The sequence below is a fragment of the Sphingobium rhizovicinum genome (genome assembly GCF_042647625.1).
In the GTDB taxonomy this organism is placed as follows: domain Bacteria; phylum Pseudomonadota; class Alphaproteobacteria; order Sphingomonadales; family Sphingomonadaceae; genus Sphingobium; species Sphingobium rhizovicinum.
Genome location: NZ_JBHRVU010000005.1, coordinates 75,053 through 89,023, shown reverse-complemented (window position 1 = coordinate 89,023; position 13,971 = coordinate 75,053). Strand labels below are relative to the sequence as shown.

At 61.1% G+C, this 13,971-nt stretch carries 9 protein-coding genes and 1 pseudogene; 4 read left to right on the top strand and 6 right to left on the bottom strand.

Going from position 1 to position 13,971, the window contains the following annotated elements; all coding sequences use genetic code 11:
- Window positions 1–15: 15 nt before the first annotated feature.
- A complete protein-coding gene (locus tag ACFOKF_RS19285) occupies window positions 16–2,160 on the bottom strand; it encodes a sulfatase-like hydrolase/transferase (RefSeq protein ID WP_380798000.1) in 2,145 nt (714 codons plus the stop codon).
- 451 nt (window positions 2,161–2,611) lie between these two features.
- On the opposite strand from ACFOKF_RS19285, the gene ACFOKF_RS19280 reads away from it, so the two are divergent.
- Entirely contained in the window at window positions 2,612–4,276 is a 1,665-nt protein-coding gene (locus ACFOKF_RS19280; protein WP_380797998.1) for an electron transfer flavoprotein-ubiquinone oxidoreductase, read from the top strand.
- A 350-nt stretch (window positions 4,277–4,626) separates the two neighbouring features.
- Here the strand turns inward: ACFOKF_RS19280 and ACFOKF_RS19275 are convergent.
- Together ACFOKF_RS19275 and ACFOKF_RS19270 are read right to left on the bottom strand one after the other, a co-directional pair.
- Window positions 4,627–5,586 (bottom strand): annotated as a pseudogene (locus ACFOKF_RS19275) (alpha-N-arabinofuranosidase); the annotation flags it as partial.
- Between the two features lie 21 nt (window positions 5,587–5,607).
- The gene (locus ACFOKF_RS19270) at window positions 5,608–5,766 is read right to left on the bottom strand and encodes a hypothetical protein (RefSeq protein WP_380797996.1); all 159 of its coding nucleotides are present in this window, start codon (window positions 5,764–5,766) and stop codon (window positions 5,608–5,610) included.
- A gap of 15 nt (window positions 5,767–5,781) precedes the next feature.
- Here ACFOKF_RS19270 and ACFOKF_RS19265 point away from each other — a divergent pair, with 15 nt between their 5' ends.
- Window positions 5,782–6,306 carry a FadR/GntR family transcriptional regulator gene (locus ACFOKF_RS19265; RefSeq protein WP_380799309.1) on the top strand — a complete coding sequence of 175 codons (525 nt, stop codon included), beginning with the start codon at window positions 5,782–5,784 and terminating at the stop codon, window positions 6,304–6,306.
- 146 nt (window positions 6,307–6,452) lie between these two features.
- Here ACFOKF_RS19265 and ACFOKF_RS19260 read toward each other — a convergent pair whose 3' ends face one another.
- The 3 genes from ACFOKF_RS19260 to ACFOKF_RS19250 form a co-directional block, all read right to left on the bottom strand.
- Window positions 6,453–8,009, bottom strand: a complete 1,557-nt coding sequence (locus tag ACFOKF_RS19260; RefSeq protein ID WP_380797995.1) for a M81 family metallopeptidase — start codon at window positions 8,007–8,009, stop codon at window positions 6,453–6,455.
- A 119-nt stretch (window positions 8,010–8,128) separates the two neighbouring features.
- Entirely contained in the window at window positions 8,129–10,513 is a 2,385-nt protein-coding gene (locus ACFOKF_RS19255; protein ID WP_380797994.1) for a TonB-dependent receptor, read from the bottom strand.
- A gap of 101 nt (window positions 10,514–10,614) precedes the next feature.
- The gene (locus ACFOKF_RS19250) at window positions 10,615–11,736 is read right to left on the bottom strand and encodes an ROK family transcriptional regulator (RefSeq protein WP_380797992.1); all 1,122 of its coding nucleotides are present in this window, start codon (window positions 11,734–11,736) and stop codon (window positions 10,615–10,617) included.
- A 201-nt stretch (window positions 11,737–11,937) separates the two neighbouring features.
- Here ACFOKF_RS19250 and ACFOKF_RS19245 point away from each other — a divergent pair, with 201 nt between their 5' ends.
- Together ACFOKF_RS19245 and ACFOKF_RS19240 are read left to right on the top strand one after the other, a co-directional pair.
- The gene (locus ACFOKF_RS19245) at window positions 11,938–13,227 is read left to right on the top strand and encodes a sugar MFS transporter (protein WP_380797991.1); all 1,290 of its coding nucleotides are present in this window, start codon (window positions 11,938–11,940) and stop codon (window positions 13,225–13,227) included.
- Entirely contained in the window at window positions 13,224–13,952 is a 729-nt protein-coding gene (locus tag ACFOKF_RS19240; RefSeq protein ID WP_380797990.1) for a copper homeostasis protein CutC, read from the top strand. The genes ACFOKF_RS19245 and ACFOKF_RS19240 overlap by 4 nt, the downstream gene beginning before the upstream one ends.
- The last annotated feature ends 19 nt before the right edge of the window (window positions 13,953–13,971 follow it).

Sequence of the window (13,971 nt, the reverse complement as noted above, 5' to 3'; positions counted from 1 at the left end):
AGCGCCCGCCGTTCCTTATTTGAGGTTGATCTTCACCTGGCTGATGTCGCCGGGGAATTCGGCCGGCGACTGATAATCGGGCAGGACGGGAGATGTGGTGTCGGCCCCGATGTCGAACCCTTCGGTATGCGACAGCCAGCGCGGCATCGTCTCCTCGATCCTTCCCTGCGCCACCTGCTTCCCGTCGGACAAGATGGTCGCCGTGCCGCCCTTGCCGATCCCGCCGCCATCATATTGGAAGTTCACAACGACATGATGTTTGCCGGGGCTGAGCGACTCGGCGGCCCGCACCACGGAAATGCGCGGCGGCACCGCGTTGTGGCCGAAGATCAGCCTCCCATTGACCATGGCAAAGCTGTAACCGCTATACTTGCCGCCCTGCGCCACAATCGCGCCGGTCCCACCGTTCGCCGGAACCGTAATGTCCGCCTCGATCGTGAAGGATCGGTTGACGATGGGCGGCGCGGTGTTCAGCCCGACCCGGCGCACGCGCGAGCGATAGACGAACTCCGTCCGCCCCTCGCTCAGCGATGGCCGCCCCTCCATGCCAAAGCCGGCAATGCTGTTATGGATCGGCAAAATCTGATTGTCCGCAGCGACCTTCCAGAAAGCGCTCTGCATCTCCGCCAGTTTCTGCGGTTCCTTTGCGGCCAGATCATTGGACTCCGAAAAGTCCTTCGCGACATTGTACAATTCCCACTTCCGATCATCGGCCGGGATATTGACGACCTTGCCGGTCTCCCAGGCGAAGCGGGCCGGGGTGGTCCCGGCGAACCAGCCATCCTTGTAGAGGCCGAAATTCATCAGCATCTCGAACACCTGCTCGGTGCGATGCGACGGCGCCTTGGGCTGGGTAAAGGTATAGGCCATCGACACGCCGTCGATCCGCTGTTGCTTTACGCCTGCAAACTCGGCCGGGGGCGTTATCTTCGCCGCGTCCAATATGGTCGGCATGATGTCGGCAACAAAGTGATATTGCGACCGAATGGTCTGACCCTGTTCGATATGACCGGGCCAGGACATGACCAGTCCGTTACGGGTGCCGCCGAAATGCGACGCCACCTGCTTATACCATTGAAACGGGCTGTTCATCGCCCAGGCCCAGGGCGCGGGCATATGCGCATAAAGGTCACGCGTGCCGATCTTGTCGATATTGGCGAGCTTATACGCCATCGACTCCGGCTTGCGCCCCAGCAGCGACTGCTCGTACATCAGTCCGTCCAGCGTGCCTTCGGCGCTCGCACCATTGTCGCCCTGAATATAGATGACCAGCGTATTGTCGAACTGGCCAATATCCTTGAGATGCTGGATGACCCGGCCGATCTGATGATCGGCAAAGGCCAGCGTCGCAGCATAGGCCTCCATATGCCGGGCATAAAGCCGCTTCTGGTCTGCGTTCAGACTCTCCCATGCCGGAATGCCATCTGGACCCGGCGTCAGTTTCGCGTCCGCCGGGATCACGCCCATCTTCTTTTGCCGCGCGAAAGTATCAGCGCGCAGCTTGTCCCAACCGCCGTCGAATTTACCACGGAATTGATCCAGCCATTCCTTGGGCGCCTGATGCGGCGTGTGCGCGGAACCGGGCGCATAATAAGCGAAGAAAGGCTTGTCGGGTGCGAGCGACGTCTTCTGGTCGATCCAGCCGATCGCCTCGTCAGCCAGATCCTTGTCCAATATATAGTCGGTGCGGCCCGTTCCCGGATCAACCGGCGTGGTATTACGGACCATTGCCGGCACAAACTGATCGGCATCGGCGTTCAGAAAGCCGTAGAAATAGTCGAAACCAAGTCCGGTGGGCCAGCGATCGAACGGACCGACCGGACTCTGCTCCCAATCCGGCGTGATATGCCCCTTGCCGAACATGGCCGTGGCGTATCCGCCATCCCGCAGCAATTCCGCCACCGTCGCCGCCGACTTGGGAATGATCGACGTGTAGCCGGGATAAGAGGTCGAATTGTTAGTCACCTCACCCATGCCCACCATATGCGGATTGCGCCCTGTCAGCAGCGAAGCGCGCGTCGGCGAACAGAGCGCAGTCGTATTGAACTGGTTATAACGCGCGCCAACCTTCGCCAGTTCGTCAAAAGCCGGGGTGGGTATCGCGCCGCCAAAGGTACTGCTGGCGCCGAAACCCACATCATCCGTCATGATCAGCAGCACATTTGGAACTCCCTTCGCAGCGCGCGGCAAGACCGGCCAGGGCGGTGGCGGCGCGCCGGCTTCCGGCGAATGGGCAGAGATCCTTGGCGATGCAGACAGGGCAAAAGCATAGGAATTCACCCCCGCCAAAACAGCCGCAACCGCAACACCCTTTAACCAAGCACCCTTCACCAACCCATCCTCCATCTTATGCGCAATCAAAGTATCACGCGTGCTACATAAGGCAACGGGATTTTGGCTGACCGACAGATTAGGGCGTTTCAAGAGGATAGCGGGCCATTCCATATCTGCCTTGCCCGTTCCGAAATTTCGCAAAACGATTCCACAGTTTTGCAAATTTACATTTGCAAATTGCAGCCAGCTTGGAAATGGAGGAGTTGAAGCTGAAAATAGCAGCCGCTCTCTTTTAGTTGATACCGCTGATACTGCCGCCATTGGAAAGGGTAAAATCATGTCCCAAGAAAACCAGCTCCGGGATTCGATGCCTTATGACATCGTGATCGTCGGTGGGGGACCGGCGGGCTTGTCCGCGGCGATCCGGTTGAAGCAGCTGGCGAACGATGCGGGACAGGAACTGGCGGTGTGCGTGCTGGAAAAGGGGTCGGAAATCGGCGCCCATATCCTGTCGGGCGCGGTGATCGATCCCCGTTCGCTGGACGAACTCTTCCCCGACTGGCGCGACATGGGCTGTTCGCTCGCCGAAACCCCTGTCACCGACAATCAGCACTGGATGCTGACGAAGACCGGCAAGATCGCCATGCCGCACATGCTGACGCCGGGCTGGATGCATAATAAGGGCACCTATACCGGGTCGCTGGGCAACCTCTGCCGCTGGCTGGCCGAGCAGGCCGAAGGGCTGGGCGTGGAAATCTTCCCCGGCTTTGCCGCGGCGGAAATCCTCTATCATGAAGATGGCAGCGTGAAGGGCGTCGCCACCGGCGACATGGGCATTGGCCGGGATGGCGAGAAAAAGGGCGATTACCAGCCGGGGCTGGAACTGCATGCCCGCTACACCTTCTTTGCCGAAGGCGCGCGCGGCCACCTGACCAAGATTTTGAAGCGCCAGTTCGCGCTGGACGCCGACAGCGAGCCACAGGTCTATGGCCTGGGCATGAAGGAATTGTGGGACATCGATCCAGCCAAGCATCAGCCGGGCCTTGTCATCCACTCGCAGGGCTGGCCGCTGACGGATGCCTATGGCGGCGGCTTCCTCTATCACCAGGCCAATGGCCAAGTGGCGCTGGGCTTCGTGGTGGGGCTGGGTTATCGCAACCCGCATCTTTATCCGTTCGAGGAGTTCCAGCGCTGGAAGCAGCATCCGGAAATCCGCAAGTTTCTGGAGGGCGGACGCCGCGTTTCCTATGGCGCGCGCGCGATCAACGAGGGCGGTTGGCAGGCGATTCCAAAGCTGGCCTTCCCCGGCGGCGCGCTGATCGGCTGTTCGGCGGGGTTCGTCAACGTGCCGCGCATCAAGGGCACGCATACGGCGATGAAATCGGGCATGCTGGCGGCCGAGGCGGCGTTCGCCGCGGTGCAGGCGGATCGTTCGGGCGACGTGCTGGCCGATTATGAGCCGACGCTGCGGTCGAGCTGGATCGCGACCGAACTGCAACTGGTGAAGAATGCGGAGCCGCTGCTGGCCAAGTTCGGCAACACGATCGGCACGTTGCTGGCGGGCATCGACATGTGGATGCGCACGCTGAAAATCGGTCTGCCCTTCACGATGAAGCACAAGCCCGACGCGGAGAAGATCTGGCGCAAGGACCAGTGCGAGAAGATCGTCTATCCCAAGCCCGACAATGTCATCAGCTTCGACCGGCTGACATCGGTGTTCCTGTCGAACACCAATCATGAGGAGGACCAGCCGGTCCATCTGCAACTCAAAGACCCCTCGGTCCCGATTTCCTATAATCTGCCCCTTTATGACGAGCCGGCGCAACGCTACTGTCCCGCAGGCGTCTATGAAGTGGTCGGTCAGGAAGAGGGCGATCCCAAATTCCAGATCAACGCGCAAAATTGCGTCCATTGCAAGACGTGCGACATCAAGGATCCGACCCAGAATATCAACTGGGTCGTGCCCGAAGGCGGCGGAGGACCGAATTATCCGAACATGTAAGCGGCATCCGTCGCCCAATGTTCAGACTCACGCGGCGCAGGTAAATTCCAATCAATCGCATTTTAACGATAAAGTGACAAAAGCACCGCAAAATGCACATGAATTTGTCACCTTATGTCACTTTATCCTCACCATAGAAACGCGCCTGCGCAGCTTTACCGGACAATCGAAAGACCGGGCCAGAATAAGAGAGACCGATCCTGTAGGACAGGCAGGCGACCGGGCATCGGCAACTCGCATGTCAGGCCGATCGCCCCCAATCGATAATGTCTTCGTTGAAGAAGACGCCATGTATTGATCTTAGCGTGTCGTATGCCAGCCTCAACCGTCGCATCTTATCGTAGCCCAAGCATCACCACGCTATGGGGCGGCAATGTCACGGTCAGGGCGTCGCCGGACACTAGAGCATAATCGGTTTCCGTGAACTGCGTCGCCGATCCCTTCACCTTGCCGCGCGTGGGATGCGTGTAGTAATGAAGGCCGATGCCGTCGTTCGACTTGCCGGCGACGCGCATCATCACATCGGTCCAGTCATAGTGGCGGCTGTTGGCGCGGCTCGCAATCTTGAGAATCTTCGTGCCGCGCGGCGATTTGACGAATGTCGCGTAACGACGGGTGACGTCGGCGACATAATCAGCGCGCATATTACCGCCGCAGCCCCATAATTTATTGCCGATACCGAACATCGGCAGCTTCCATGGCTGCTTGCGGCCGTTTTTCGCCCTCTCATCCGCCCGCGCACCGGCGGGTGCAGTCCTATATTCAACCCATTCGGCCATTTCCGCCGGGGATCCGTTACCGACATTCCCCGATACATAGGCCTCTGCGCCGATGAGTTCGGCGAAGTCGATAAATTCATGGGTGCCAAAATTATTGGGTTCGGCGACGCCGCCCCAATGGGTGTTGACCTTGACCTGGCGCTGACTGCGCGGGCCGATCCCTTCGCGCCAATGATATTCGTCGGCGAAGCAACCGCCCGGCCAGCGCACCACCGGCACGTTGAGCGCTGTGAGCGCGGCGACCACATCATTGCGATAACCGCGCGTGTTGGGGATTTTCGACCCTGGTCCGACCCAGATACCGCCATAGATGCCATAGCCCAGATGTTCGGCAAACTGGCTGAAGACGCGACGGTCGATGATGGCGCCGGGCTTGTCGCCGTGCAACGTCGCGGTGGCGGTGAGCCCTGTGACATCCTGCGCCGTGACATCCGGCCCTGTGACGGCCGGCGTGCCGGTCTGCCCCACGCCGGGCGAGAACGGTGTCAGGATCGTTGCCGCGAACAGCAATATCGACAATGTGAATCGCATCTCCATCCTCTCCTTTATCTTTCAGGCTTTTCTGAGCGACTCCACGATTGCGGCAATATCGCGATGGCCCTCCCCCGCAGCGTCGCCATCCAAAAAGCGCTGCCGTGCCGCCTGCGCCATGGCAGACTGGATGCCGACATCGGCCAGCGCTTGCGCGGCATAGCCCAGATCCTTGGCCATCAGCGGGACGAAGAAATGGGGTGCATCGTTGTGGAGCCTGCGGCGGCGCAGTTCGCGGCGTTACGGCGCGACGGCCAGGATATTTCCCGCATGGGGCATGCGCTGGAGGAAATGCGGCGATGCGGCCTGCAAACGGCAGAAGGGCGCGCGGCCGACCAGAGCTTCCACCGCCAGATATTGCTGGCCACGCGCAATGAATCGCTCATCACCCTGGCCACATCCGTCACTGCGGTCTTTGCCTGGACCACCCGCTTTGCACGCGACGAGCGCAAGGAGTCGCGCGGCCCAATGCCCGATCATGACGCCGTGTGCGACGCCATCATGCTCAGCGAGGGAGAGGAAGATGCTGGCCCTGATCCGCAACGCATCGGGCGATGCGGGCATGCTGTAACAGTCGGCATAGTATTTCTCATACCAGATTGTCCGGCTATGGCGGTTTCGGCAATCACGGCGTGGTCGCATCCGGTGGATCAATCGCGCGGCTATAGAGCACCATACGCAAAAGCGGGAGCCAGTTTCGCGCTTAAAATAATGCAATAACAAAAACTTATGTCGCTCAATGCGCATCCTGTTCAACGCAGCGCGCGCCCGGAGAAGCATCCGGAGGAAAGACCATCTTTCAGAGCATTTGGCCGTCATCTGGAGCAGATGACGGCCAAACATACTCATTTCAGACCGTCACATTCTTACCTCTTCGTCTTCGCAAGCGCCGCACGCCTGGAGAGATAGGGGCGCGGCGTATAGGTCAGATCCTGCACGAACGGGAAGCTGGGCACGCGGTTCTTGTTCTCGATATTGGGAATATCCTGATCGATGGCGCCAGGCGACAGAGCCATCAGATGTGGATTGGCGAGCGGCTTCATCGTCGGGTTGAGATAACCGCATTTGAGCACCACGATCTTGAAGGCGGTGGGCTCAAGGCCGAGCACTTGGAAGGCTTCCGCTGCATGATAGGCGCGGCGTCGTGCCGACAGGGTGGCGGTGATGCCGTTAAATTCGACCACGGCCTCGCCATCTTCGGGCTTGGCGACCTTGGCGAGATATTTGACCGTCGCATTGACCTTGACCGGCTGGCTCTGGATCGGATCGAGCGAACCGCCGATCGCAATCGCGATGGTCGCGCCCACCCCCGCCTTGTAACAGGCGTCGGTCGCGGGCCGATCCGTCATGCCGCCGAGCAGCACATCCTTCGCCCCCGCCTTCAGCAACGCCTGAAGAAAAGTCGACTGGTCGGCATTGCCGCCGCCGCCCGGATTGTCGCCGGAATCGGAAATGATGACAGGGTGGGTCTTGGACGCCATCGCCTGCGCGATGGTTTCCTCGATCGTGCCGGTGGGACTGCCGAACTTGAAGTCGCGACGCGCATCCCAGTAACGCTGCGCCAGTTCGGTCGCAATCTGCGCCTGCGTAACCGGCGCGGTGCCGGTAACGACGACGGAAGCGGCCGAACGCGGTTCATCGGCCCAGACATAACCGACAAGCTGCGACACATCGAGGATGCCGGGCTGCCGGTTATATTCGCTCAGGTCCGACCAGAGGCGGCGGCCCGGATCCCATTCCGTGCTGCTCTGTTCGCCGGCCAGCAAAACAGGAATGGTCGCCCAACTGATATAGGGGCGGATGCCATAGCGCAGGCAATGGGTCAGCATGTCGGTGGCGCGCATCGTATTTTCGACCCGGTCGACATGGGGCGCGGTGCGGTAGGCGGTGATGCAGTCCAGATTGTCGACGATGCGCTGGCTGATATTGCCGTGCAGATCGTAGCTTGCGGAAATCAGGCAGTCCGGGCCTACAAGCTTGCGGGTCGCTTCATACCAGTCGCCTTCGGCGTCCTGCATGCCTTCCACGAACAACGCGCCGTGCATGGCGCAGTAGACGCCATCCAGCGGCATCAGCGCCTTGAGCCGTTCCAGATATTCGGCCTTGAGCGTTTCATAGGCCTGACGGTCCATCGGGCCGCCAGACCCGGCATTGGCCACCAGTGTCGGCAGGAAGGGAACGTCGTACCGCTTGAGGAAAGTGAACTGGTCGCTTTCGAGGATGTCGTCGCCACGCAGCACGCGAATGTCGGGCAGGCGCGAACGGATGCGGCTATAGGTACTGCATTCCGACGCGATGCCGCCGATGGCGATGCGCGGGGTTTTTGCGAAGGCGGGGATCAGGCTCTTGGCCCCGACTGCATCGATGGCGAAGGTCGCCAGCGCGATGGCCGACGCGGATTTCAGAAAAGTACGACGTTCCATGACGAAATAGCCTTTCGACTGATGGAGTAGAATATGCGCCTTTACGGCGTCAGTTTATGGATGCGACCCGAAGCAGAAAAGCCGCTGTCGGCCGTGCAGCAACCGACAGCGGCCTTCCATCAGAATGCGGCGCTTATGGAGAAAGTCGCGCCGATTCCGCCACCGATGAGGTAGGTCGGAGCCGAGCCTGCAATAGTGGTGCCCGTACGGCTGGTGGTCGCCAGCGCGTTGGACGTCACGCCCTGCATGCCCGACAGATATTTCTTGTCGGTGAAGTTGGTCAGATTGAACTGCATCTGCGGCTTCTTGATGAAGCCCATCGTGTCGAAGCGATAGCCGATCGTCGCATTGCCGGTGGCGAAGGAGGGCAGGATTTCGTCGTTCATGAACGTCGAATATTGCTTGCCGACATAATTGCCTTCGACCGATGCGAAGAAATGACCATTGTCATAGCTGATGCCGCCCGATGCGATGAATTCCGGGCTCAGCACGGCGCGCTTGCCGGCGGTCGGCAAATACTGGCCGCGCACCGGATAATCGTCCTTCGTCGTCGCATCCAGATATTGGGCGGAGAAATAGGGGCTGAAGCCGTGATAGGGCACCATCCCGATTTCGAATTCGATGCCGCGTGCGCTCTGGTCGCCGACATTGACGGCAAAGCCGACGCTGGTTCCGTTGACGATCTGGCTGCCCTGCACCAGGCGATCGCTCAGATCATAGTTGAACGCCGCGATGGTGAAGTGGACGACATCGCCATGGTGGCGGAAGCCGATTTCCTCACCAATCGAATATTCGGGCTTATAGTTGCCCGACGGCGTGCTCGACGGCTGGCCGGTCGTCAGATTGTAGATGTTGACATAGGATGACACGGCGGACGGCGCGCGGAAAGCCGTTGTGACGTCTGCGAAGACCTGGTTCTGGTCGTCGAAGCTGTAGCGGATCGACGCCTGCGGCAGCGGCTTGCGGCTAAGGCTGCTCATGTTCATCGCCGTTCCGACCAGCGGACTGGTGGACTGACGATCGACCCAAACATATTTGAAGCCCGCGTTCAGCAGCAGCTTGTCGTCCATCAGCTTCGACGTGATGTCGGCATAGACGCCGTTCACATCCTGCTTGATCACGGCAGCGAAGTTGCGCAGCACTTCGCCATTGGCAGTCAGCACCGAACCGTGATCGCCATAGGGATCAGTGACTTTGCCGTTGGCGTCTGCGACCTGGAATGCGGCCAGTTCGTCATGGACGAAATGCGAATACCAGTAGCCAACCCGGATCTGGCTCGAACCCACATCCCACTTCAGATAGCTGTTCTGGCCATAGGTATTCTGGTCGTAGCGATCGACGTTCATCACCGTCGCCGTGGTCGCGCCGGCGGCAGCACCCGGCGCCTGCAACGGACCGGCCGGCACGCTGCCCTGATAGGCAGTGACCAAGTTCAGGTTGCTGGCGCCGTTGATGATGCCATGGGTGTAGAGATAATAAGGCGTGACCGACAATTGCAGATTTTCGGTCAGCCGGATGTTCGACGGCGCGCTGACATACAGGCTCTGGCGATCGGCGATGCGCAGACGGTAATAGTTGGCGTTGCCCGGCGTATAATCTTCGTCGAAGTTAAAGTCGCGACCCGACGCCTTCCACTGCGCCATCGTGGGGTTGCGCGAACGATCGGACTTTTCTTCATTATAGGTGGCGACCAGCGATACGAAGCTGTCTTCGCCCCATTCCTTCACGAACTTGCTGTCGATATGATGGCGTTCGGTACGGCCCGGACCGCGCCAGCTGTCATTATAGGTCCGCGACCCCGAGATGAAACCACGGATGCCGGTCTTGCCGATCTCTCCGGTTTCCAGACGCACGAACTGACGATTGAGGTCGTGATTGCCGACCGCGAACGAGACATAGCCGCCCGCATTCTTCGCCGGGGCCTTAAGCTCTTCCTGAAGCAGGGCGCCAACCGAGTTGTAGACCGGCGCAGTAATATCGGTCGAACCACGGGTCAGGTTGATCAGGCCGACATTTTCCGTGTCCGCCCATTCGCCCGGAAAGGCGCTGTAGGACAGCTGGTCGCCGATCGGCATGCCTTCAAAGTTGAAGCCCAGCGAGGTCTGGCTGAGGCCGCGGATCGACAGGTTGACGTTGCCGCCAAAAGGATCGCCGGCGCCCACGACCACGCCCGGCAGGCTCTTGATCGCAGAAAAGGCGGTCGTGGTGCCGGTCAGCTTGTCGATATAGTCGCGGGTGATGGTGCTGCGCAGCTTGGTGCCGGTCTGCACCGCCATCAGGCCACCGCCCGGCGTGGTGTTGGTGACGCCGTTGGCGGATGCGCCGCGGCCGGTCACGATAATGTCCTGCGCGCCTTGGTCGGACGTGCCGTTGAAGCGTTCGGACTGCGGGCGGCTATCGGCGTCGCCACTCTGGGCGGGGGCCTGCGCATAGGCCTGACCGATGGCCATGGCGCCCAACGCTGTCGCCAGGAAGAAACGGGAAAGTCGATGATTCAACGTCATAATAACCCCTTTTTTGCTCTTGAGTGCGACACAGCTTCCTGCTGCCGCCCGGATGCTCTTTGTCATCTCGGCTTCGGCACGGCATCCGATGGGAAATCCCGTCAGAGCCGGAACAAACCTCGTCCCGCCGCCACGCTGGCGGCGCCGACGGCCCATGCTTCCCGGCCCAGCCGCGTCATGGCGACGTCTATCTGGCGGGTTTCACTGGACATCACATTCGCTTCGATGGTCTGGCGAATGACGCGGGTGTAGGGACCATCGAGCGGCCCTTCGGACAGGGCGATAACGATGCGCGCCGGATCCATGGTCTGGATCAGTTGCGACACCGACAGGCCCAGCGCCGCCCCGGCCCGATGCAGGATGGCGATCGCATCCTGACTGCCATGATCGGCGGCCTCGTCCAGCGCGGCGAGGTTTTCGGGCAATCCCGCCTCCCGCGCGAAATTGGCGATGCTCTTGGCGGAAGCGAGCGTATCGAGGCACCCGCGCTTGCCGCATTTGCACGGCAATCCGTTCAGTTCGATGGTCGAATGGGCGATTTCCCCCGCCCCTCCCCGCGCGCCGCGATGCAGTTCGCCGTTGATGATCAGGCCGCAACCGATGCCGTCGCCGATGGAGATCACGGCGCAGGCGTCGCTGCCGCGCAGGCTGCCGAACAGATGTTCGCCCAGCGCCAGCGCATTGGCGTCATTTTCCACGAAGGCGGGCAGGCCGGTCGCCTGTGCGATCATCGGGCCGATGGCGACATCGCGCCAGCCGAGCAGAGTGGAGCGAATGCAGGTTCCCGCCTCCGCATCCACCAATCCGGGAATGGCAATGCCGATCCCGGCCAGTCTTTCGCGATCGACCCCGGCGCTGACGACGATTTCGTCCACCACCCGCGCGATGGCGCCCGCCACATCATCCGGGTCGGTCCCCGCCCCCATCGTCGCTTCGCCCACGACGCTGCCATGCAGGTCGGTCAGGCGCACGATGAACGGGGCGGACGCCAGCGAAACGCCGATGAAGAAGGCCGACGACGCCGCCAGCTCCAGCCGAACAGACGGCCGCCCCGCGCCGTAGACGACCTCCCCTTCGGCCAGCATGCCGCGATCGATCAGGTCAGCCGCCAGCGCAGACATCGTCGCCTTGCTGACGCCCAACTGACGAACCAGCTCCATCCGGCTCAACGGACCAGACTGGTTGATCAGGCGCAAAATATGGGCGTGCATTTCCGTCAGCATGGAAAACCGTTCCTCCGCTGACCGAAATAAAATCAGATTCGGAACCTAGGCGCAATACTTAGTTCAAAAAATAGTCAAAGTTATGCAACATAGTTTGACAACGCCGTCGCAACAGGCAATTTTGAGAGGGTGGAAGGGCGTCGAGGGGCCAGAAACGGTCGCAACCGAATCACGCCAAGGTCAGAAGGCAAGGGGCAACAGATGGTGACGCAAGTCGCGAAACGGGCCGGAACGGGATATGCCAATGGGCTGGTGACGACCGGCATCATCGGGGTGATGTTCTTCATCTTCGGATTCGTGACATGGCTGAACGGTCCGCTCATCACCTTCGTGAAACTGGCCTTCACGCTGGATGACGTATCGGCGTTCATGGTGCCGATGGTCTTCTATATGTCCTATTTCTTCCTTGCCCTGCCGGCCGCGATGATCCTGCGGAAAACCGGCATGAAGAAGGGCATGACGCTCGGCCTCTTCATCATGGCGGCCGGGGCGATTCTGTTCGGCCAGATGGCGACGATGCGCGTCTTTCCCGGCGCCCTGACCGGCCTGTTCGTCATCGGCGCAGGCCTTGCGATTCTTCAGACCGCCGCCAACCCCTATATCTCCATCGTCGGCCCGATCGAAAGCGCGGCCCAGCGCATCGCCGTCATGGGCATCTGCAACAAGTTGGCTGGCATATTGGCGCCGGTGGTGATTGGCACGCTGGTCCTGCATGGGGTCAGCGAACTGGACGCACAGATCGCAGCCGCCCCGGACGCCGCCGCGCGCGAAGCGCTGCTCAACGCGTTCGCCGCCAATATCCACATGCCTTATATGGCGATGGCGGGCCTGCTGGCGCTGCTTGGCCTGTTCGTCCTGCGATCCCCGCTGCCTGACATCCAGCCCGCCCCCGCGCCGGCCGGCCATGGCGACCGGGGACCGGGCCTGCTGTCATTCCCGCATCTCTGGCTCGGCGTGCTGTGCCTGTTCCTCTATGTCGGGGTGGAGGTGATGGCCGGTGACGCCATCGGCCCCTATGGTCAGAATATGGGCCTGCCGATCGCGGAAACCGCCTTCTACACATCCTTCACTTTGGCCGGGATGCTGCTGGGCTATCTGGTGGGCCTGGTGGTGATCCCGCGCTTCATATCGCAGCAACATTATCTGGCGCTGTCGGCGGCGCTTGGCATCCTGCTGGTGATCGGCGCCTATATGACCAGCGGCTATCTGTCCGTCGGCTGCATCGCCGCACTCGGCTTTGCCAATGCAATGATGTGGCCCGCCATCTTCCCGCTCGCCATCCGCGATCTTGGCCGCCACACCGAAACCGGATCGGCGATCATGATCATGGCGATCTGCGGCGGAGCGGTCCTGCCGCAACTCTTCGCCATGCTAAAGGAATATCTGGATTTTCAGCTTGTCTTCCTGATCATCATGGCGCCCGCTTATGCCTATATCTTCTACTTCGGGATGCGCGGCAGCCGGGTGAAGCCGGTCGGGACCGATCGATGACGCTGCTGGAAGTCTGCGTCGATACTCCCGCCGGACTGGCCGCGGCGCTGGATGGCGGCGCTGATCGCATCGAACTTTGCTCCGCGCTGGCGCTGGGCGGCCTGACGCCATCGGCCGGGCTGATCGCGCTCGCGGCCCGGACCCGGAAACGGACGCAGGCGCCAGTCCGCGCCATGATCCGTCCACGCGAAGGCCATTTCCTGTTCGATGCGGCGGATTGCGACATGATGCTGCGCGATATCGACGCCGTACGCGCCGCCGGTCTGGATGGCGTGGTGATCGGCGCATCGAACGCGGCCGGCGGACTCGACATTGCCCTGCTCGAACGGCTTGTCGCCCATGCATCCGGCATGGCGATCACGCTGCATCGTGTCGTCGATCTGCTGCCCGATCCGGTGGAGGCAGTGGATGCCGCCATCACGCTCGGGCTATCCACGATCCTGACATCCGGTGGCGCGACCAGAGCCGTCGATGGCGTGGACAACATAGCCGCGATGCAACAGCGCGCAGGCGGCAGGATCGAAATCATGGCGGGCAGCGGGGTCCATGCGGACAACGCGCCCGGCATCATCGCGGCCACCGGCATCGGCGCGGTCCATGCCTCGTGCAGCCGACCGATAGCGGGCATATCGGCGCGGTTGCTGGACCTGGGCTTTGACAATGCGAACCGCCGCATCACCGATCGCGCAGCCGTCGCCGCGCTTCGTCAGGCGACCGGCGGCTGACGCCCCCCACCTTAGAGCG

Excerpts from the sequence above, each read along its gene's own strand:
- ACFOKF_RS19280 (WP_380797998.1), top strand. The coding sequence starts at position 2,612 with ATGTCCCAAGAAAACCAGCTCCGGGATTCGATGCCTTATGACATCGTG.
- ACFOKF_RS19255 (WP_380797994.1), bottom strand. The coding sequence starts at position 10,513 with ATGACGTTGAATCATCGACTTTCCCGTTTCTTCCTGGCGACAGCGTTG.
- ACFOKF_RS19265 (WP_380799309.1), top strand. The coding sequence starts at position 5,782 with ATGGGGTGCATCGTTGTGGAGCCTGCGGCGGCGCAGTTCGCGGCGTTA.
- ACFOKF_RS19245 (WP_380797991.1), top strand. The coding sequence starts at position 11,938 with ATGGTGACGCAAGTCGCGAAACGGGCCGGAACGGGATATGCCAATGGG.
- ACFOKF_RS19260 (WP_380797995.1), bottom strand. The coding sequence starts at position 8,009 with ATGGAACGTCGTACTTTTCTGAAATCCGCGTCGGCCATCGCGCTGGCG.
- ACFOKF_RS19250 (WP_380797992.1), bottom strand. The coding sequence starts at position 11,736 with ATGCTGACGGAAATGCACGCCCATATTTTGCGCCTGATCAACCAGTCT.
- ACFOKF_RS19270 (WP_380797996.1), bottom strand. The coding sequence starts at position 5,766 with ATGGCCAAGGATCTGGGCTATGCCGCGCAAGCGCTGGCCGATGTCGGC.
- ACFOKF_RS19240 (WP_380797990.1), top strand. The coding sequence starts at position 13,224 with ATGACGCTGCTGGAAGTCTGCGTCGATACTCCCGCCGGACTGGCCGCG.